Origin of the sequence: Bradyrhizobium sp. LTSPM299, from assembly GCF_000938235.1 — a bacterium.
Taxonomy (GTDB): domain Bacteria; phylum Pseudomonadota; class Alphaproteobacteria; order Rhizobiales; family Xanthobacteraceae; genus Bradyrhizobium.
This window is the reverse complement of the sequence record NZ_JYMU01000007.1, coordinates 290,577-308,427: the sequence shown is the minus strand read 5'-3', so window position 1 is coordinate 308,427 and position 17,851 is coordinate 290,577. Positions and strand designations below refer to the sequence as shown.

Sequence of the window (17,851 nt, the reverse complement as noted above, 5' to 3'; positions counted from 1 at the left end):
TTCATGAGTATCTGGCGTGGACAACAGAAGCTGATCCTGGCGTCGCAAAGCCGGGCGCGGAATATTCTGCTGGAGAATGCCGGCTTCGATTTTGAGGCGCTGCCGGCCGACATCGACGAGCGCGCGGTGCAACAGCACTCCGGTCGCACGGCGCCGGGCGAGATCGCATCGCTGTTGTCGTGCGAAAAGGCGCTGTTCATATCCAGGCAGAAACCAGGCCAATATGTTGTCGGCGCCGACCAAACGCTGGCGTTGGGGCAACGGATGTTCAGCAAGCCGGCGGGACGCGTTCAGGCCGCCGAGCAACTGGGCCTGCTTGCAGGCCAGGTCCATGAGCTGCATTCGGCCGTAGCTGTGGCGCGGGATGGCAAGATCCTGTTCTCGGATGTCGGCGTCGCGCGCATGACGATGCGGCCGTTGACCGAAAACCAGATCAAGGCCTATCTCGACCAGGCCGGCGATGCTGTTACGACCAGCGTTGGAGCTTATCAGCTCGAGGGCTTGGGGGTGCATTTGTTCGAGCGGATCGAGGGCGACCATTTCACCATTCTCGGCCTGCCGCTATTGTCACTGCTCGCGTACCTACGAAGCGAGAAATTGCTCGCAGTGTGAGACACCGATGAAAGACAAGTCTTAAGAAAGATTTGGCGACGGAAAGATGCTGATCCGATGTTGATTCTCCGATGCTGATTCTTGGACTGACCGGCTCGATCGGGATGGGGAAATCCACCACCGCGAAACTGTTCGCGGAGGCCGGCGTGCCGGTCTATGACGCCGATGCAGCCGTGCATCAATTGTATGAGGGCGAAGCGGCTCCAGCGATCGAAGCCGCCTTCCCTGGCACCACTGAAAACGGCAAGGTCGACCGCGCCAAGCTTTCCGCGCGGGTGGTGCGCGATGCGGCTGCGATGAAGCAGCTCGAGCAGATCGTGCATCCGATGCTCGGAGCGTCACGCCAGACATTCTTCGCCGATGCGGAGGCCGCAGGTGCGCCGGTCGTCGTTGTCGACGTGCCGTTATTGTTCGAGACCGGCGGGGAAAAACGTGTCGATGCGGTAGTCGTCGTCACCACATCGCCGGAACTGCAGCGCGAGCGCGTGCTGGCGCGAGGTACCATGGATGCCGAAAAACTCGATGCCATTATCGCGCGGCAGATGCCGGACGCCGAAAAGCGCAAGCGGGCGGATTTCATAGTGGATACCTCGTACGGACTTGATCCGGTGCGCACGCGTATCCACGACATTCTGGGCGAGGTCGTTAAGATGCTGAAGCGGCGCACCTGATTCGCCGCTTTTCCGGTCCCTTGCCTCATGCGCGAAATCGTTCTCGATACCGAAACCACCGGCCTTGATCCGCTGCGCGGCGACCGGCTGGTCGAGATCGGCTGCGTCGAGATGTTCAACCGCATGGCGACCGGGCAGACCTATCACGTCTACATCAATCCCGAGCGCGACATGCCGGCCGAGGCGTTTGCCGTGCATGGCCTGTCGACCGAATTCCTGGCCAGCAAGCCGCTGTTCAAGGAGGTGGTCGACGAGTTCCTGGCCTTCATCGGCGACACGCCGCTGGTGATCCACAACGCGTCGTTCGACATCGGCTTCATCAATGCCGAGCTCGATCGCATCAAGCGGCCGGTCGTTCCAAAGGACCGTCTGGTCGATACGCTGCTGCTGGCGCGCCGCAAGCATCCCGGCGTGTCGAACCGGCTCGACGATCTCTGCTCGCGCTATTCGATCGATAATTCGCGCCGGACCAAGCACGGCGCGCTGCTCGACGCCGAGCTGCTCGCCGAGGTCTATATCGACCTGATCGGGGCGCGGCAGTCGCAGCTCATCCTGGCTTCGGAGACATCGGATACACGTGCGGGCAGCTTTGGCGACACGCCGCGGCGGCAGCGCGAGACTCCGCTGGTTGCGCGTGTCAGCGACGTGGATCGCGGGGAGCACCGGGCCTTTGTCGCGACCCTGGGCGACAAACCGATCTGGAGCGACTATTTGCCGCCGGCGCCGGCGGCAGCACCGGCCGCCTAGAAACGTTTCGGCCCTGATCGGATCAGAGCCGAATTCGTTGACCTAGAGCGTTTTCGAGCCAACGGGTCACGCGAATGCGCGCCCGATGACAGGCTCCGTGGACACCGGTTCGCGTCAAGAAAACGCGTCAAAACCAGAATCCAGAGCTTCGGTTCTGATTCAATCAGAACCGAAAGTGCTCTGGTCGCTTTTCCTGGAATTGCTCGGATCAGCTCGGCTTGATGCCGGACGCAGCCTGGGCGGCAGCCTGCCGTTCCATGTTTTGCCGGTAGAGACCGACGAAATCGACCGGATCGAGCATCAGGGGCGGGAAGCCGCCGTCGCGGACCGCGGTCGCCACGATCTCGCGCGCGAACGGGAACAGCAGCCGGGGGCACTCGATCATGACCAGCTGGTGCAGGTGTTCCTTCGGAACATTGGCGATCCGGAACACGCCGGCATAGGCGAGGTCGAAGCTGAAGATCACCTTACCAGCGCTTTCAGCCTTGCCCTCGATCGACAAGATCACCTCGAACTCGTTTTCCGAGAGGTTGTTGGCCGAGACGTTGATCTGGATGTTGATCGCCGGCTGCTGCTGCTGCTGGCCGAGCGAGGCGGGCGCGTTCGGGTTCTCGAACGAGAGATCCTTGGTGTATTGCGCCAGCACGTTGAGCTGGGGCGGGGCTGGTTCGACGGGTACGCCGTTGCCATTGGTCATGAAATATCTCCACAAGCGGCGCTCGATGGACGGGCTAATGTCCGAAGCCACGCGTTAGGGTGTTGAAATGCCGGCCGAGTGGCTATCATAGGCTCGGCTCGGTCCACAAGGACGGCGCGCCGCAGATTATTGCCACATGGCAGCTGGCGAGCGCATCTGCCTAATCCCTTAACGGGTTCCTAAATTATTGAATATGCGCGATTTCCGGGCAGGAACGGGTTTCCCCCCGCCGGCAAAACGCGCTACAATTGCCCGTGCCAAAAAGCGCCATTGGCCGGGCATAGTTTCGTGCCTAGATGCAGCGGACCTAATCCGTGATGTAATCTCTGCCGTTCCCGACCGGGAACGCTTTGTACGGCCGGCCCGTTGCCGGCAGAGACCAGAAAGCGAATTCCACGTGGATATCTACACCATCATCTTCCTGGCGCTGGCTGTGTTCATCTTCCTGCGTCTGCGCAGCGTCCTCGGACAGCGCACCGGAAGCGAGCGGCCGCCCTATGATCGCGCTGCACCCAATGTCTTGCAGCGCAGTCAGGATAATAATGTTGTCCCGATTCCGGGCTCGGTGATCGATCAGCCGACCGTGGCGCCGCCCGCCGGGCCGACCGAACCATCGGATCGCTGGAAGGGTCTTGCCGAGCCGGGCACGCCGCTGGCGCAGGGCCTCGATGCGTTGGTCGCCCAGGACACGTCTTTCGATCCGCGGCATTTCTTGTCCGGCGCGCGCTCAGCCTACGAAATGATCGTGCTGGCCTTTGCCAATGGCGATCGCCGCGCGTTGAAGGATTTGTTGTCGCCCGAGGTCTATGAAAGCTTCGATACTGCGATCAAGGATCGCGAAAAGCATGAGCAGAAGACCGAGACGCGGTTCGTCTCGATCGACAAGGCTGAGATCGTCAATGCGGAGACGCGCGACCGTTCGGCCCAGCTGACCGTCCGCTTCGTGTCGCAGATGATCTCGGTCACGCGCGACAAGGCGGGCACGATCGTCGACGGCAGTTCGGACAAGGTGGCCGATATCACCGACGTCTGGTCATTCGCCCGCGACGCGACGTCCCGCGATCCGAACTGGAAGCTGGTTGGTACTGGAAGCGCTCACTAAACATCTCAGTTATGGGCGCCTCGCCATTGCGTGTTGCGCATTGGCGATTCTATGTTCGACGGCGGCCATAGCCGCGCGCTACAGATCCCACCGGCACGCGCCACCGCCGCAGGACCATGCGCGACAGATTCCCTATCCCAATCTGGAATTGCCGTTGCAGGTCAACGGCAGCCAGTATGAGCCGCTGACCTGGGCCAGTATCCCCGGCTGGACCGACGACGACCATCTTGCTGCCTACAAGGCGTTTCGAACGAGCTGCAAGCCGATAGCGGCCCAGCAGGGCGTGCCGCCGGACGCCAAGGCGCTCGGCAGCTCGCTGCGTGACCCCTGCCGGATCGCCAAGGGCCTCGAGCTCGCCGACACCGCCAAGGCGAAGGATTTCTTCGAGCAGAACTTCGTTCCCTTGCGCATCTCGCGGCTCGGCGAGGACGCAGGCTTCGTCACCGGCTATTACGAGCCGGTGCTCGATGGCTCGCGGACCCAGACAGACGTCTACAACGTCCCGGTCTATCGCCGCCCGTCCAACCTGTTCGTGCGCGGCAAGACGCAGAATTCGACCGGCCTGCCCAACGGCGGCCAGGTGTTCCGCAAGATCGGACGGCGCAAGCTCGTGCCCTATTACGACCGTGCCGCGATCGAGGATGGCGCGATCGCCGGCCGCGGGCTGGAGATCGCATGGCTGAGGAGCCCGACCGATCTGCTGTTCGCGCAGATCCAGGGTTCGGCGCGGATCAAGCTTCCGGACGGCACCACGCTGCGCATCAACTACGACGCCCACAACGGCTATCCCTATACGGCGGTCGGACGTGTCCTGATCGATCGCGGCATCATCCCGAAGGACCAGATGTCGATGCAGAAGATCAGGGAGTGGATGGACCAGAACCCTGATGGCGCGAAGGAGCTGCGGCGGCAGAACCGCTCCTACGTTTTCTTCCGCGAAGTCCCGCTATCCGACAAGGACGAAGCCGTCGGCGCGCAGGGCGTGCCGCTGACGCCGGGGCGCTCGATCGCCGTCGACAAGGCGCTGCATGTCTATGGCACGCCGTTCTTCATCGAGGGTGAGCTGCCGATCGAATCCGAGCAGTCGAAGACGCCGTTCCACCGGCTGATGATCGCACAGGACACCGGCTCTGCGATCGTTGGCCCGGCACGCGCCGATCTCTATTTCGGCGCCGGCGCGGACGCCGGAAAGGTGTCGGGCCGGCTGCGGCACAATATGCAGTTCGTCATGCTGGTGCCGAAGGGCCTCGATCCGGTTGCCCGCGGCCGCAAGCTGCCGGTGCCGGACGAGCGGCCGTCGGCCAAAATCGCAAAGCTATTTCCACAGACTGATCCGCAGCCGACGGCGAAGCCGGCTGATGTGCCTGTCACGCCGTCGGCCAAGAGTGCTGCCAAGAGTGCCGCACAGGACACCGCGCCGGCCACGTCCTCAGCGCCTGCTGCGACGGCCCCTGTCGCGCAAGCCGCGCCTGTGGCACAAGCGGTGCCGTTGCCGGAGGCCCGGCCCAACATCCCGCAACCACCGGAGCAGCGGCGCACCCGGCGCTATCGGCATCACCGCTACAAATGAAACGCCCCGCGCCGCTTCCAGATCTCACCGCACCGTCGCGGCGCAAGCGCGCGCTGAGCGAGGAGGAGCGGGCGCTGTGGGAAAGCGTCGCGAAACAGGTCAAGCCGCTGCGCAAGAAGCCGGCGCCGGCGAAAGCCCACGCGACCGCTCACGATCCGGGCACGCCTCACATTGCGGCCAAGTCTGTTCCAATCAAGTCTGTTCCAATCAAGCCGGCAGCGCCTATGAAGGCAGCGCCGGCACCGCGGCCGCAAATGCCACCGTTGGCGCCGATCGGCCGCCGCGACCGCGCCAAACTGTCGCGCGGAAAGCAGGAGATCGATGCGCGGCTCGATCTGCACGGCATGACGCAAATACGCGCGCATCGGGTGCTGTTCACCTTCCTGCAACGCGCCCATAGCGACGGACTGACCTTTGTGCTTGTCATCACCGGTAAGGGCAAAGTTGCCGGTCCGGAGTCCGAGCGCGGCGTGTTGCGCCGCCAGGTGCCGGAATGGCTCAGCCTGCCGGAATTCCGCTCGCTGGTCGTAGGCTTCGAGCAGGCCCATATCGGCCATGGCGGCGAGGGCGCGCTCTATGTGCGGGTCCGGCGCGTTCGAGCATGAGATCAGAGCGTTTTCGAGCGAAGTGGGTACCGGTTCGCGTGAAGAAAACGCGTCAAAACAAGAGTCTAAAACGGCCGCACGATCCCGACGCGCGGGATCAATGTGATGATCCAGCCTGATATTATCGTCTTACCATCATCCGACGGTATCAGCGCGACATCCTTCGACGCCGGCAGCATCTTCACCGCGTGCAGCATCAGGAACATGCAGACTGCCCAGTTCGAAATCCAGCGCGAATAGTCGAACACGATCGCGAACATGACGAGATAGCCGGCGCTGATCATGACGATCGCAGCGATCATGATCCGGCGGTGCGGCTCGATCGCGAGCGCGCCGATCAGCCGTGCGAAATAGCGCCAGAGCGGCGTGTGCAGCCAGATCAGCAGCGCGAACACCGGGATGCCCAGGATGTTGGAGGGCATGCGGGCCCAGGTGTCGGTGATCTCCTTCGACAGCGGCTGGTACCAGATGTAGCCGAACTGAAGCAGATCGGTTCGCGACGGATCGGCCATCCGGCTCTGCAGGTGACGAAGGAATTCGTCATAGGGCACATCCACCGTGCCCGCGAATTGCGCGACCAGGAAGAGGAGGCCGACCGCGGCAAGCGCCGCGATTCCGGCCACCGCATTCCGCGGCGTTAAGCCTTGCACCAGGTAGAACCGCAGCACGACGATGGCCGCAATGGTCGGCACGTACATCAGGACAAAGATGTGGTGGATGAGGATCAGCGCGATCGAGAACAGTGCCGCCATCAGCACATAGGCGATCGAGCGTGCCGGGATCAGCAGCAGCACGATCGCCAGCGCGCAGCCATAGATGTCGAAATGGCCGAGCGTGTGCATAAAATTCTTCAGGAAGAACGGCGATCCCGCAACGAAGACGAACAGCGGCCAATGCGCGTCGTCGAATCCGAATGTGCGGCGGAAGAGTCTGATGAACAGACCGAGCGTGATCAGCCAGACCGTGCCGGCGAGCGCAAACACCAGCCACACCGGCACTGTGTCGGTGAACAGCGAGACGATCGCGCCGATCAGCGCGCGCTTGGTGAAGCCGTAGTGATAATCGACCAGCAGGTGGATGTAGGGAACGTAGGGCGGCAGCCTGATCTTGACGAGGAACACCCCGACGAGCACGGCGGCATTGATGACAAGCATCAAGCGCCAGGGGTTTCGCCAGAATCGCGAATTCAAGTTCATCGTCGTCCCGGCCAAGCGAAGCGCGAGCCGTGACCCATAACCACCGGCTTCCGTTTGGCGAAGGCTGGGGCTGCTACTTGCTTCAACAATGGTCGCCGGTGGTTATGGGTCCCTGCTTTCGCAGGGACGACAATCTTAGCTATAACGCCTACAAAATAAACCGGCTCAAATCCGCGTTCTTGGCGAGATCGCCGACATGCTTGGTCACATAGTCGGCATCGACCTGGATGGTTTCGCCATTGCGGTCGGGAGCCGTGAAGGAGATCTCGTCCAGCACGCGCTCCATCACGGTCTGCAGCCGCCGCGCGCCGATGTTCTCGACCGTTGAATTGACGGCGACCGCGACGTCGGCCAGTGCGTCGATCGCGCCGTCGGTGATGTCGAGGGTCACGCCCTCGGTCTGCAGCAGCGCGACATACTGCTTGATCAGCGACGCCTCGGGCTCGGTCAGGATCCGGCGCATGTCGTCGCGGGTGAGCGCCTGCAGCTCGACGCGGATCGGCAGCCGGCCCTGCAGCTCGGGCAGCAGGTCCGACGGCTTTGCGATATGGAACGCGCCCGAGGCGATGAACAGGATGTGGTCGGTTTTGACGGCGCCGTGCTTGGTGGAGACGGTGGTGCCCTCGATCAGTGGCAGCAAATCGCGCTGCACGCCTTCGCGCGAGACGTCGCCGCCCTGGCGGTTCTCGCGGACGCAGATCTTGTCGATCTCGTCGAGGAACACGATGCCGTTGTTCTCGACCGCGCTGATCGCCTCCTGCACCAGCTGCTCGGTGTCGAGCATCTTGTCAGATTCCTCGTTGATGAGGATCTCGTGCGAGCTTTCGACGGTCAGGCGGCGGGTCTTGCTGCGCCCACCCATCTTGCCGAAGATATCGCCGAGCGAGACTGCACCCATCTGGGCGCCGGGCATCCCGGGAATTTCGAACATCGGGAAGCCGCCGCCGGACGATTGGGTCTCGATTTCGATTTCCTTGTCGTTGAGCTCGCCGGCGCGCAGCTTCTTGCGGAACGAGTCGCGCGTCGCGGCGCTGGAGCTCGCGCCGACCAGCGCATCCAGCACGCGCTCCTCGGCGGCGAGCTGGGCGCGGGCCTGCACGTCCTTGCGCTTGCGCTCGCGCACTTGTGCGATCGCGACCTCGACGAGATCGCGGATGATCTGCTCGACGTCGCGGCCGACATAGCCGACCTCGGTGAATTTGGTGGCTTCGACCTTGAGGAAGGGGGCGGCCGCAAGCTTGGCCAGCCGCCGTGCGATCTCGGTCTTGCCGACGCCGGTCGGCCCGATCATCAGGATGTTCTTGGGCAGAACCTCCTCGCGCAGGGAACCGGCGAGCTGCAGCCGTCGCCAGCGGTTGCGAAGCGCGATCGATACGGCGCGCTTCGCATCGGCCTGGCCGACGATGAAGCGGTCGAGTTCGGAAACAATTTCACGGGGGGAGAAGTCGGTCATTGGCTCTAGCTAGGTTGAAGGAACTCGATCGACAAGCGCTGTTCCGCGCCTGCGACGTTGCGGTCAGGTCTCGGGGGTCAGGTCTCGCGGATCATCAGCAGTGCCGCTCCGTCAGGCGTGTCGACCATGTGCGCCTTCCGGAAGCCCGCTTTCTCATAGGCGCGCACCGCCCGTGCATTGGCGGGATCGGGGTCGGTGATGACGCGCGGCGTGGCCTGGGCCAGCCGCTCGTCGACGAAGGTGCGGATCAGCGCTGCGCCGTGGCCATGCGCGATCATGCCGGGTTCGCCGATGAACAGATCGATGCCGCGCGTACCCTCTGGTTGGCCGCCGAAGCCTGAATCCCACGCGGTCACGTCATAGCACTGTATGTAGCCGAAATCGCCACCCGGGGTCGCGACGATGAACTGGTCTATCGCCGGCGCATCGAGGTCGCCGCTGACGAGCGCGTATTGCTCGGCCGGATCGCCCCACCACTCCCGGACATGCGGCAGCGCCAGCCACCGCCTGATCTGCGGCAGGTCGGCGGCCGTCATCGGGCGGAAGCGGTAGGGGCCGGCCATATTCAGCCGCCCAGCGATTCGATCGTGACGTTCCGGTTGGTGTAGACACAGATGTCGGCCGCGATATCGAGCGCCCGGCGTACGATGGTTTCGGCGTCCTTGTCGGTATCGATCAGCGCGCGGGCAGCCGCGAGCGCATAATTGCCGCCCGAGCCGATCGCGATCACGCCGGACTCAGGCTCCAGCACGTCGCCGGTGCCGGTCAGCACCAGGGAGACGTCCTTGTCGGCGACGATCATCATCGCCTCCAGCCGCCGCAGATAGCGGTCGGTGCGCCAATCCTTGGCGAGCTCGACGGCCGCCCGGGTCAACTGCCCCGGATATTGCTCCAGCTTGCTTTCGAGACGCTCGAACAGGGTGAAGGCGTCGGCGGTGGCGCCGGCAAAGCCGCCGATCACGTCGCCCTTGCCGATCCGGCGGACCTTCTTGGCGTTGGATTTGATCACGGTCTGGCCGATCGAGACCTGTCCGTCGCCGCCGATCACCACCCTGCCGCCCTTGCGGACCGTGCAAATCGTGGTGCCATGCCAGACCGGGAGCTCATTTTGGGATGCTTGCATAGATGACCTCTCTTCCGGGCTGATTTAGGCGGTCAGGCAGGGGGTTACAATCGGGCCATTCGAAGCGTTTTCGGTCCAGCACTTGATCCGGGATGGGGAAGAAAGCGCCTCTTGAGGAAATGGGCACGAATTCCGGTCACCATGGCCCGAAGTTGGGGCATTTCGGCGTCATCCCGCAGTAGCGAAGGTGACATCAGCCTGTTAAAAGGCCCACGTTTTCGGCACGGGAAAGCTTAATCTTCATGCGCACCGCAACCATCAAGCGCAAGACCAAGGAGACCGACATCGAGGTGACGGTCAACCTCGACGGAGCAGGCGTATCCACGGTTTCGACCGGGATCGGCTTCTTCGACCATATGCTCGACCTCCTGGCCCGGCATTCGCGCATCGACATCACGGTGAAAGCGGATGGCGATCTCCATGTCGATTACCACCACACCACCGAAGACGTCGGGATCGCGCTCGGACAAGCCGTGAAACAGGCGCTCGGCAATATGGCCGGCATCACCCGCTACGCCTCGATCCACATGCCGATGGACGAGACGCTGTCGCGCGTCGTGATCGACATCTCGGGCCGGTCGGTGCTGGTGTTCAAGGTCGAATTCCCGCGCGACAAGATCGGCGAATTCGACACCGAACTGGTGCGCGAATGGTTCAACGCGTTCGCGATGAACGCAGGCGTGACTCTCCACGTAGAGACCCTATATGGCGATAACAGCCATCATATCGCCGAATCCTGTTTCAAGGGTTTGGCGAGGGCGCTCCGCACGGCGATCGCGATCGATCCGCGCAACGCGGGCGAGGTGCCCTCGACCAAAGGCCAGCTCGGCGGCTGACCTTTCTTCTTTTCGGCGGAGCTTCCAATGCCGGTCTACACAGTGCATGCCCCCGTGGCCGATAGCGCCGATCTTGCGGCGACGGACAAGTTCACCTTCGTGCGCGACGGCTTCCATTTCTGGGCCGCGGTCGCGAGCGTGATCTGGCTTGCCTGGCATCGGCTCTGGCTTGCGCTGATCGGCTGGATCGTCCTGACCTTTGTCGTCGACTTCGGACTGGCCAAGCTCGGCGTCGGGGCGGGCGCGATCTTTTTCGTCGACCTGGTGCTGGCGCTGCTGATGGGGTTCGAGGCCGCCAGCTTGCAACGCTGGACGCTGTCGCGACGCAAATGGCGCCAGCTCGACGTCGTCGTGGCCGCCGATGAGGAGGCTGCCGAGCGCCGCTTTTTCGAACGCTGGACGGCGCGTCATCGCGGCATCGTCAATGACCAGCGATCGATCGATCGCGGCGCGCCGCCCCCGACGCGAAATGTTCCGGGCCAGCCGTTCTCAAAAGCCCCGCCGCTGCCGCAAGGCGGCATTATCGGATTGTTTCCAGAGCCAGGAGGATCGCGATGAGCGTTGCCATCATCGACTACGGCTCCGGCAATCTGCATTCGGCGGCAAAGGCCTTCGAGCGCGCCACGCGCGGCATGGACGATCCGCAGAAGATCATCGTGACGCGCGATCCCGACACGGTGTATCGCGCCGATCGCATCGTGCTGCCCGGCGTCGGCGCTTTCGCCGATTGCCGCCGTGGTGTCGACGCGGTCGATGGCCTGCTGGAGGCGCTCACCGAGGCGGTGCGGGTCAAGGCCCGGCCGTTCCTGGGCATCTGCGTCGGCATGCAGCTGATGGCGACGCGCGGCAAGGAGCACGTCACGACCGAAGGGTTCAACTGGATCGCCGGCGACGTCGAGAAGATCGAGCCGCGTGAAGAAAACCTGAAGGTGCCCCATATGGGCTGGAACACGCTCGATATGGTTCGCGAGCACCCGGTGCTGGAGCGGCTGCCGCTTGGGCCGAAGGGCCGCCACGCCTATTTCGTGCACTCCTATCACCTCAATGCCGCCAACGAGGCCGACGTGCTGGCAACCGCCGACTATGGCGGATCGGTGACCGCGATCGTCGGCAAGGACACCGCGATCGGCACCCAGTTTCACCCCGAGAAGAGCCAGCGTTTTGGATTGGCCCTGATCTCGAACTTCTTGAAGTGGAAGCCGTGATTCTCTTTCCCGCGGTAGACCTGAAGAACGGCCAGTGCGTGCGCCTGGAGCAGGGCGACATGGCGCGCGCCACCGTGTTCAATCTCGATCCGGCGGCGCAGGCCCGTGCCTTCGCCGCGCAGGGATTCGAATATCTCCACGTCGTCGACCTCGACGGTGCGTTCGCCGGCAAGCCGATGAACGCGCAGGCGGTGGAGGCGATGCTGAAGGCCGTCACCATACCGGTGCAGCTCGGCGGCGGCATCCGCGATCTCAAGATGATCGAAGCCTGGCTCGGCAAGGGCATCACGCGCGTGATCATCGGCACCGCGGCGGTGCGCGATCCCGAGCTCGTGAAGGGCGCGGCGAAGCAGTTCCCCGGTCGTGTGGCTGTGGGCCTCGATGCGCGCGACGGCAAGGTCGCGGTCGAAGGCTGGGCCGAGACGTCGCAAGTCACCGCGCTCGACATCGCGCAGCGCTTCGAGGATGCCGGCGTCGCAGCGATCATCTTTACCGACATCGCCCGCGACGGCCTGCTCAAGGGCCTCAACCTCGATGCGACGATTGCGCTCGCCGATCGGATCTCCATCCCGGTGATTGCCTCCGGCGGCTTTGCCTCGATCGATGACGTCAAGGCGCTGCTCGAGCCGCGCGCCAAGAAGCTCGCGGGCGCTATCGTCGGCCGCGCGCTCTATGACGGTAGGCTTGATCCCGCCGCCGCCCTTCAACTGATCCGCAACGCAGCCTAGGAGACGAGTATGTTCAAGGTTCGCGTGATCCCCTGTCTCGACGTCAAAGACGGGCGCGTGGTCAAGGGCGTCAATTTCGTCGACCTGCGCGATGCCGGCGATCCGGTCGAGGCGGCGATTGCCTATGACGCTGCCGGCGCCGACGAACTCACCTTCCTCGACATCACCGCCACACATGAAAACCGCGGCATCATGCTCGACGTGGTGCGGCGGACGGCGGAGGCCTGCTTCATGCCGCTGACCGTCGGCGGCGGCGTTCGCACCGTCGACGACATCAAGACCCTGCTGCGCTCCGGCGCCGACAAGGTCTCGATCAATTCGGCGGCCGTCAGCCGGCGCGAATTCGTCAAGGAAGCGGCCGAGAAGTTCGGTGAGCAGTGCATCGTGGTCGCGATCGATGCCAAGCGGGTCAAGCGTGCCGGCGGCGGGGAGCGCTGGGAGATATTCACCCATGGCGGCCGCAATTCGACCGGGATCGATGCTATCGAATATGCCCAGGAAGTGGTCGCGCTCGGCGCCGGCGAAATCTTGCTGACTTCGATGGACCGGGACGGCACCCGGCAAGGCTTTGACCTGCCGCTGACCCGGGCCATCGCTGATAGTGTTCCCGTACCGGTCATTGCGTCCGGCGGCGTCGGCAATCTGGATCACCTGGTCGACGGCGTCCGCGAGGGCCACGCCACGGGTGTGCTGGCCGCCTCGATCTTCCACTTCGGGGAATTTACCATCCGCCAAGCCAAGGATCACATGGTGCGCGCCGGGCTGCCGATGCGCCTCGATCCCTAAAGCGTGATCCGGAAAAGTGGAAGCCGGTTTTCCGAGAAGATCACGCTCAAACAAGGAGATCTGGGACTCCTTGTCACAAAAATGCTAAGCCCCATCTTGGGGATGGCACCCGGGCGGTGCCGGCGCATGTGCTTGAGTTGAGTTGATGTCGCGTTTCACGATTCACGATCTGGCCGCCACCATCGATGCCCGCGCTGCCGCGGGCGGGGAGGCGTCCTATACCCGGAAGCTGCTCGACAAAGGCGCGGAGCACTGCGCCAAGAAGCTGGGCGAGGAAGCGGTCGAAACCGTGATCGCCGCGGTCGAGAACGACCGCGATCACCTCATCGCCGAGAGCGCCGATCTGGTGTTTCACCTGCTGGTTCTGTTGAAGTCACGTGACGTGAAGCTGGAAGACGTCGAGGCGGCGCTGGAGAAGCGCACGTCGATGTCCGGACTGGAAGAGAAGGCATCGCGCAAGGGTAACTAGCAACTAGCGCACATGATCGAGCGCATTGAGAGGGCCGCCTCATGGACATCCGGGCACCAGATCAGCAATACAACCCCTACCGCGTCTTCACGCGCCAGCAATGGTCGCATCTGCGCGACGACACGCCGATGACGCTGGAGCCGGGCGAGTTCGACCGCCTGCGTTCGATGCACGACCGCCTCGACTTGCAGGAGGTCGAGGACATCTATCTGCCGCTGTCGCGGCTGTTGTCGATCTATGTCGATTCGACCCAGCGGCTCTACTACGCGCAACGCCAGTTCCTCGCGATCCGCGACCGCAAGATGCCCTACATCATCGGCGTCGCCGGTTCGGTCGCCGTCGGCAAATCCACCACCGCGCGCGTGCTGCAGGCTCTGCTGGCCCGCTGGTCGCCGCGGCCGAAGGTCGACCTGATCACGACGGACGGCTTCCTATTTCCGAATGCCGTGCTCGAGCGGCAGGGCATCATGCAGAAGAAGGGCTTTCCGGAAAGCTACGATCTGCCGACGCTGCTGTCGTTCCTCAGCGACATCAAGGCCGGACGGCGTCGTGTGCGCGCGCCGGTCTATTCGCATCTGACCTACGACATCGTGCCGAACAAATGGGTCGAGATCGACCAGCCCGACATCCTGATCGTCGAAGGCGTCAATGTGCTGCAGACCGGACGGCTGCCGCGCGACGGCAAGGCGGTCCCGTTCGTCTCCGACTTCTTCGACTGCTCGGTCTACATCGACGCCGACGAATCCGCGTTGCGGCAGTGGTACATCAAGCGCTTCCTGGCGTTGCGCGACACCGCGTTCACCGATCCCAGGTCCTATTTCCATCGCTATGCGCTGCTGTCGGACGAGGAAGCGACTGCGACCGCGATCGCGATCTGGGAACGCACCAACCTCGCCAATCTCGAGGACAACATCCTGCCGACCCGGCCGCGCGCGACGTTGATCCTAAAAAAGGGCGCCGATCACGTGGTGCAATCGGTCGCGCTGCGGCGGCTGTAGTTCGCGTGCGACTTCGTAGGGTGGGCAAAGGCGCACTTGCGCCGCGCCCACCATTTTCGGCGGACTCGGGATGGTGGGCACGCTTGCGCTTTGCCCACCCTACAATTTCTGACTCGCGCCTACGCCGCGATGTGCCGCGATGCGGCCAGGCCCGCGAGCGCTTCTTCCAGCTTTTCGCGATCGAGCGGCTTGATCAGGAAGCCGTCCATACCGGCTTCGAAGCAGGCATATCGGTCCTCCACCAGGGTGTTGGCGGTCAGCGCGAGGATCGGCGTCTGACGGCCGGACTGGCCGGCCTCGAGCGCGCGGATCTGCTTGGTGGTTTCGATGCCGTTGAGCCGGGGCATCTGGATGTCCATCAGCACGAGATCATAGGGAGCACCGGCGGACTTCGCCGACTGCCAGGACTCCATGGCCTGTTCACCGTTGGTCGTGATGACTGCATGATGACCCAGCCGCGCGAGCAGTGAGCGCATCAGGAGCGCATTGATCTCATTGTCTTCGGCGACCAGGATCGAGAGCGCCTTGTTCTTCGGCGTGGCTTCAGGTGCTGCGGGCGCAGGCTCGGCGAGCGCCTCGATCGCGAGACTTGGTGCCGCGATTTCGGGCGCCGCGGTCAGACGCGCGGCAAGCGAGGACGCCCGTAGCGGCTTGACCAGATATCCGGTGAAGGTCGGCGTTTCGGACGCCAGGAGGTCTTGCCGCGTCGCCGGCGTGAACATCACGATCCGGTGGGTCGCGTGGGTGCGGGCGGCGTTGGCCAGCGCCTCCATCGCCGACGTGCCGAGCGCATGGTCGATCAGGACCGCGTGCCACGTCCGCTCCGGCAGCAACGCCTTGGCCACCTCGGCGTCCGCCACTATGCAGGTCTGCGCGCCCCAGCGCTGCAGCCGACGCGAGATCAGCGAGGTCTCGATGCTCTGCGGCGCGACCAGCATGATCGACTGGCCGGAGAGGTCGGGCGCGGTGAAGCTGTTGGCGTTGCCGGTCTCGGCGGCGGTGAGCGGGATCGAGACCTCGAAGGTCGAACCTGAGCCCGGCGTGCTCGCGAGCGCGATCCGCCCGCCCATCCGTTTGACGATGCGATCGCTGATCGAGAGACCGAGGCCGGTGCCGCCATAGCTGCGTGCGATGCGCTCGTCGGCCTGCTCGAACTCGCGGAAAATCCGCTGCTGGGCTTCCGGCGCGATGCCGATCCCGGTGTCTCGGACCAGGAAGCTGATTTCGTTCGGCCAGATGCTGGGCTCGACGATCAGCGCAACGCCGCCGGTCGCGGTGAACTTGATGGCATTGCCGGCGAGATTGAGCAGCACCTGCCGCAGCCGCGCAGCGTCGCCGGCCAGTTGCATCGGCAACCGTTCGTCGACATAGGCGGCGATCTCGATGCCCTTGGCCTGCGCGCGGGGCGCCAGCAGTTCGGTGATGTCCTCGATCAGGCCGGACAGCGCGAAGGCGCGGTGCTCGAGGTCGATCTTGCCGGCCTCGATCTTGGAATAGTCGAGCAGTTCCTCGATCAGCGACAGCAGTGCGTCGCCGGATGTCTTGACCGCCTTGACGTAAGTCGCCTGCTCGGGCGTCAGCGATGTATCCGTCAACAGTCCGCTCATGCCGATGATGCCGTTCAGCGGCGTGCGGATTTCGTGGCTGGCCATCGCCAGGAAGCGCGACTTGGCGCGGTTGGCGGCGTCGGCCTGATCGCGCGCTTCGGCCACCGCGCGCTCGCTCTCGGTGCGGTCGGTGACGTCGTGGCCGACGCTCTGCATCTCGGCCGGGCCGCCAGCGTCGTTGCGGACGAGCCCCTCGCGCCAGGCGATCCAGCGCGGCCCTTGCGGCCCCTCGATCTTCTGGTCGTGGATGCGCATGCCGTTGGCGTCGAGCGCGGTGTCGCCTTGTTCGAGGACCTTCAGCACGGCGTTGCTACCGATCAGATCGTCGCATGGAACCTGCGCCAGCTCGCAATAGGCGTCGTTGGCATAGGTGATGCGGCCCTCGGCGTCGCGCAGCACGATCAGGTCGCCCTGCGCTTCGAACAGGTTACGGACACGCTGCTCCGCCTCCTGCAGTTCCCAGTTGCGGTCCGCCATCGCTTCATTGTGCGTGGCGATCGTGCGCAGCTTCGTGCGCATCAGCCGCAAGCGGATGCCCAATGTCACGATCCAGAGACAGGCGAGCGCGAACAGGAAACTGACCCCGATCGCAAAGAGATTGGGGTCGTACTGATTTCTCTGCGAAAGAGCGCCTGTAATGAATCCAAAGGCGCCGCCGAACGCGGCGGAGAAAATCATGAAAGATCGGATGATCAACGTGATCCAGGGATGGCGCCGCAGCAAACGACGAAAGCGCAACTTGATCCGGAAGAAACGCCCCATCAATGGTGGCCCTGAGATAGCTTGATCTGCCGACGACGATGCGTCGTCCACCTTGCAAAGTGCTTGAGGTTGATGACCGTTTGGCGCGGCGCTGAGAACAGGGTTAGCGAACGGTTAAAGCATCGCCGCTTCGAGGCGGCGATGTCCGCCACGGGCGCTGACGATCAGGGCCGCGGCGTCGCGCGCCGAGAACGTCTTCGACTGCACGAAGACGCGGTAGTCGAACGGACCGTCATGCGAAAGATAGATCACGGGATCGGTTGCCGACGGAGCGCTGGAAATTGCGATCAATTGTGGCACAGCGTTGCTCTCGCAGGCGCCAGCCTCGTTGTCGTCGACATCGTCGATCACGGTGAAGTCGGCGGCCTCGGCGCTGTCGGTCACCTGCACCCGGACGGTGGCAAGGCGGGGATCGTCGGTGAAACCGACGTGAAGCTGAGCCAGCCACGGGATCGATGCGATCTGCATCGCTGCGCCGCCGACCTCAATGCACGGCCGGGGGCCGGGCAGGAACTCGGCGCGGGCAAATACCGCGGCCACGGCGAGAGGGACCACCGAGGCCAGAATCTTGAAACGCAACATGACGCTACTCGCTCAACCCAAGCCCCGCGCATCGCCGGGTTTATGGTTTGCGGAGCGTAAACAAAACTCGTTACCGTCGCGTTGACACGGGGCGTTGCTGAA

20 protein-coding genes are annotated in these 17,851 nt (G+C 63.8%); 13 read left to right on the top strand and 7 right to left on the bottom strand.

Translation table 11 applies throughout. The annotated features are described in order from the left end of the window. The first annotated feature begins 3 nt into the window (after positions 1–3). The 3 genes from UP10_RS05965 (at position 4) to dnaQ (ending at position 2,030) form a co-directional block, all read left to right on the top strand. Positions 4–612, top strand: a complete 609-nt coding sequence (locus UP10_RS05965; RefSeq protein ID WP_044586516.1) for a Maf family protein — start codon at positions 4–6, stop codon at positions 610–612. 71 nt (positions 613–683) lie between these two features. Further along, complete coding sequence (gene coaE, locus UP10_RS05960; protein ID WP_044586423.1) at positions 684–1,283, top strand: dephospho-CoA kinase; 600 nt, start codon at positions 684–686, stop codon at positions 1,281–1,283. 27 nt (positions 1,284–1,310) lie between these two features. Next, complete coding sequence (gene dnaQ, locus UP10_RS05955) at positions 1,311–2,030, top strand: DNA polymerase III subunit epsilon (RefSeq protein WP_044586422.1); 720 nt, start codon at positions 1,311–1,313, stop codon at positions 2,028–2,030. Between the two features lie 208 nt (positions 2,031–2,238). Here dnaQ and secB read toward each other — a convergent pair whose 3' ends face one another. Continuing rightward, the gene (secB, locus tag UP10_RS05950) at positions 2,239–2,727 is read right to left on the bottom strand and encodes a protein-export chaperone SecB (protein WP_044538003.1); all 489 of its coding nucleotides are present in this window, start codon (positions 2,725–2,727) and stop codon (positions 2,239–2,241) included. Positions 2,728–3,124: 397 nt separating this feature from the next. Here secB and UP10_RS05945 point away from each other — a divergent pair, with 397 nt between their 5' ends. The 3 genes from UP10_RS05945 to UP10_RS05935 are packed head-to-tail and all read left to right on the top strand — an operon-like array spanning position 3,125 to position 6,004. Then, positions 3,125–3,829, top strand: coding sequence for a Tim44/TimA family putative adaptor protein (locus UP10_RS05945; protein ID WP_044586421.1), 705 nt, complete (start codon positions 3,125–3,127; stop codon positions 3,827–3,829). Beyond that, positions 3,807–5,399 carry a murein transglycosylase A gene (gene mltA / locus UP10_RS05940; RefSeq protein ID WP_502692167.1) on the top strand — a complete coding sequence of 531 codons (1,593 nt, stop codon included), beginning with the start codon at positions 3,807–3,809 and terminating at the stop codon, positions 5,397–5,399. The genes UP10_RS05945 and mltA overlap by 23 nt, the downstream gene beginning before the upstream one ends. Next, the gene (locus tag UP10_RS05935; protein WP_044586420.1) at positions 5,396–6,004 is read left to right on the top strand and encodes a Smr/MutS family protein; all 609 of its coding nucleotides are present in this window, start codon (positions 5,396–5,398) and stop codon (positions 6,002–6,004) included. Before mltA ends, UP10_RS05935 begins: the two co-directional genes overlap by 4 nt. Before the next feature lie 65 nt (positions 6,005–6,069). Here UP10_RS05935 and UP10_RS05930 read toward each other — a convergent pair whose 3' ends face one another. The 4 genes from UP10_RS05930 to hslV form a co-directional block, all read right to left on the bottom strand. Next, a complete protein-coding gene (locus UP10_RS05930) occupies positions 6,070–7,194 on the bottom strand; it encodes a hypothetical protein (protein ID WP_044586514.1) in 1,125 nt (374 codons plus the stop codon). Positions 7,195–7,348: 154 nt separating this feature from the next. Further along, positions 7,349–8,653 carry an ATP-dependent protease ATPase subunit HslU gene (gene hslU, locus UP10_RS05925; RefSeq protein ID WP_044586419.1) on the bottom strand — a complete coding sequence of 435 codons (1,305 nt, stop codon included), beginning with the start codon at positions 8,651–8,653 and terminating at the stop codon, positions 7,349–7,351. A gap of 77 nt (positions 8,654–8,730) precedes the next feature. Then, on the bottom strand, positions 8,731–9,216 hold the full coding sequence (locus tag UP10_RS05920; protein WP_044586418.1) for a GNAT family N-acetyltransferase: 486 nt from the start codon (positions 9,214–9,216) through the stop codon (positions 8,731–8,733). Between the two features lie 2 nt (positions 9,217–9,218). Continuing rightward, positions 9,219–9,776, bottom strand: a complete 558-nt coding sequence (gene hslV, locus UP10_RS05915) for an ATP-dependent protease subunit HslV (RefSeq protein WP_044586417.1) — start codon at positions 9,774–9,776, stop codon at positions 9,219–9,221. Between the two features lie 242 nt (positions 9,777–10,018). Between hslV and hisB the strand changes: the two genes are divergently transcribed. The 7 genes from hisB to coaA all read left to right on the top strand — a co-directional run bounded on the left by hisB (position 10,019) and on the right by coaA (position 14,798). Beyond that, complete coding sequence (gene hisB / locus UP10_RS05910; RefSeq protein ID WP_044586416.1) at positions 10,019–10,612, top strand: imidazoleglycerol-phosphate dehydratase HisB; 594 nt, start codon at positions 10,019–10,021, stop codon at positions 10,610–10,612. Between the two features lie 27 nt (positions 10,613–10,639). Continuing rightward, on the top strand, positions 10,640–11,170 hold the full coding sequence (locus UP10_RS05905; protein WP_044586415.1) for a DUF2628 domain-containing protein: 531 nt from the start codon (positions 10,640–10,642) through the stop codon (positions 11,168–11,170). Beyond that, the gene (gene hisH, locus UP10_RS05900; RefSeq protein WP_044586414.1) at positions 11,167–11,817 is read left to right on the top strand and encodes an imidazole glycerol phosphate synthase subunit HisH; all 651 of its coding nucleotides are present in this window, start codon (positions 11,167–11,169) and stop codon (positions 11,815–11,817) included. Before UP10_RS05905 ends, hisH begins: the two co-directional genes overlap by 4 nt. Beyond that, on the top strand, positions 11,814–12,545 hold the full coding sequence (hisA, locus tag UP10_RS05895) for a 1-(5-phosphoribosyl)-5-[(5-phosphoribosylamino)methylideneamino]imidazole-4-carboxamide isomerase (protein WP_044586513.1): 732 nt from the start codon (positions 11,814–11,816) through the stop codon (positions 12,543–12,545). The genes hisH and hisA overlap by 4 nt, the downstream gene beginning before the upstream one ends. Positions 12,546–12,554: 9 nt before the next feature. Beyond that, the gene (gene hisF, locus UP10_RS05890; RefSeq protein WP_044586413.1) at positions 12,555–13,331 is read left to right on the top strand and encodes an imidazole glycerol phosphate synthase subunit HisF; all 777 of its coding nucleotides are present in this window, start codon (positions 12,555–12,557) and stop codon (positions 13,329–13,331) included. 145 nt (positions 13,332–13,476) lie between these two features. After that, positions 13,477–13,800 (top strand): phosphoribosyl-ATP diphosphatase, encoded by a 324-nt coding sequence (locus UP10_RS05885; protein WP_044586412.1) that lies wholly within the window; start codon positions 13,477–13,479, stop codon positions 13,798–13,800. A gap of 41 nt (positions 13,801–13,841) precedes the next feature. After that, entirely contained in the window at positions 13,842–14,798 is a 957-nt protein-coding gene (gene coaA / locus UP10_RS05880) for a type I pantothenate kinase (protein ID WP_044586411.1), read from the top strand. 119 nt (positions 14,799–14,917) lie between these two features. On the opposite strand, the gene UP10_RS05875 is transcribed toward coaA, so the two are convergent. Both UP10_RS05875 and UP10_RS05870 read right to left on the bottom strand, forming a co-directional pair. Then, positions 14,918–17,167: a response regulator gene (locus UP10_RS05875; protein WP_044586410.1), complete on the bottom strand. Its 2,250-nt coding sequence runs from the start codon at positions 17,165–17,167 to the stop codon at positions 14,918–14,920. A 114-nt stretch (positions 17,168–17,281) separates the two neighbouring features. Then, positions 17,282–17,749 (bottom strand): hypothetical protein, encoded by a 468-nt coding sequence (locus tag UP10_RS05870; RefSeq protein WP_044586409.1) that lies wholly within the window; start codon positions 17,747–17,749, stop codon positions 17,282–17,284. Positions 17,750–17,851: the final 102 nt, after the last annotated feature.

Excerpts from the sequence above, each read along its gene's own strand:
- UP10_RS05965 (WP_044586516.1), top strand. The coding sequence starts at position 4 with ATGAGTATCTGGCGTGGACAACAGAAGCTGATCCTGGCGTCGCAAAGC.
- coaE (WP_044586423.1), top strand. The coding sequence starts at position 684 with ATGCTGATTCTTGGACTGACCGGCTCGATCGGGATGGGGAAATCCACC.
- dnaQ (WP_044586422.1), top strand. The coding sequence starts at position 1,311 with ATGCGCGAAATCGTTCTCGATACCGAAACCACCGGCCTTGATCCGCTG.
- secB (WP_044538003.1), bottom strand. The coding sequence starts at position 2,727 with ATGACCAATGGCAACGGCGTACCCGTCGAACCAGCCCCGCCCCAGCTC.
- UP10_RS05935 (WP_044586420.1), top strand. The coding sequence starts at position 5,396 with ATGAAACGCCCCGCGCCGCTTCCAGATCTCACCGCACCGTCGCGGCGC.
- hslU (WP_044586419.1), bottom strand. The coding sequence starts at position 8,653 with ATGACCGACTTCTCCCCCCGTGAAATTGTTTCCGAACTCGACCGCTTC.
- UP10_RS05920 (WP_044586418.1), bottom strand. The coding sequence starts at position 9,216 with ATGGCCGGCCCCTACCGCTTCCGCCCGATGACGGCCGCCGACCTGCCG.
- hslV (WP_044586417.1), bottom strand. The coding sequence starts at position 9,776 with ATGCAAGCATCCCAAAATGAGCTCCCGGTCTGGCATGGCACCACGATT.
- hisB (WP_044586416.1), top strand. The coding sequence starts at position 10,019 with ATGCGCACCGCAACCATCAAGCGCAAGACCAAGGAGACCGACATCGAG.
- UP10_RS05905 (WP_044586415.1), top strand. The coding sequence starts at position 10,640 with ATGCCGGTCTACACAGTGCATGCCCCCGTGGCCGATAGCGCCGATCTT.
- hisH (WP_044586414.1), top strand. The coding sequence starts at position 11,167 with ATGAGCGTTGCCATCATCGACTACGGCTCCGGCAATCTGCATTCGGCG.
- hisF (WP_044586413.1), top strand. The coding sequence starts at position 12,555 with ATGTTCAAGGTTCGCGTGATCCCCTGTCTCGACGTCAAAGACGGGCGC.
- UP10_RS05885 (WP_044586412.1), top strand. The coding sequence starts at position 13,477 with ATGTCGCGTTTCACGATTCACGATCTGGCCGCCACCATCGATGCCCGC.
- coaA (WP_044586411.1), top strand. The coding sequence starts at position 13,842 with ATGGACATCCGGGCACCAGATCAGCAATACAACCCCTACCGCGTCTTC.
- UP10_RS05875 (WP_044586410.1), bottom strand. The coding sequence starts at position 17,167 with ATGGGGCGTTTCTTCCGGATCAAGTTGCGCTTTCGTCGTTTGCTGCGG.
- UP10_RS05870 (WP_044586409.1), bottom strand. The coding sequence starts at position 17,749 with ATGTTGCGTTTCAAGATTCTGGCCTCGGTGGTCCCTCTCGCCGTGGCC.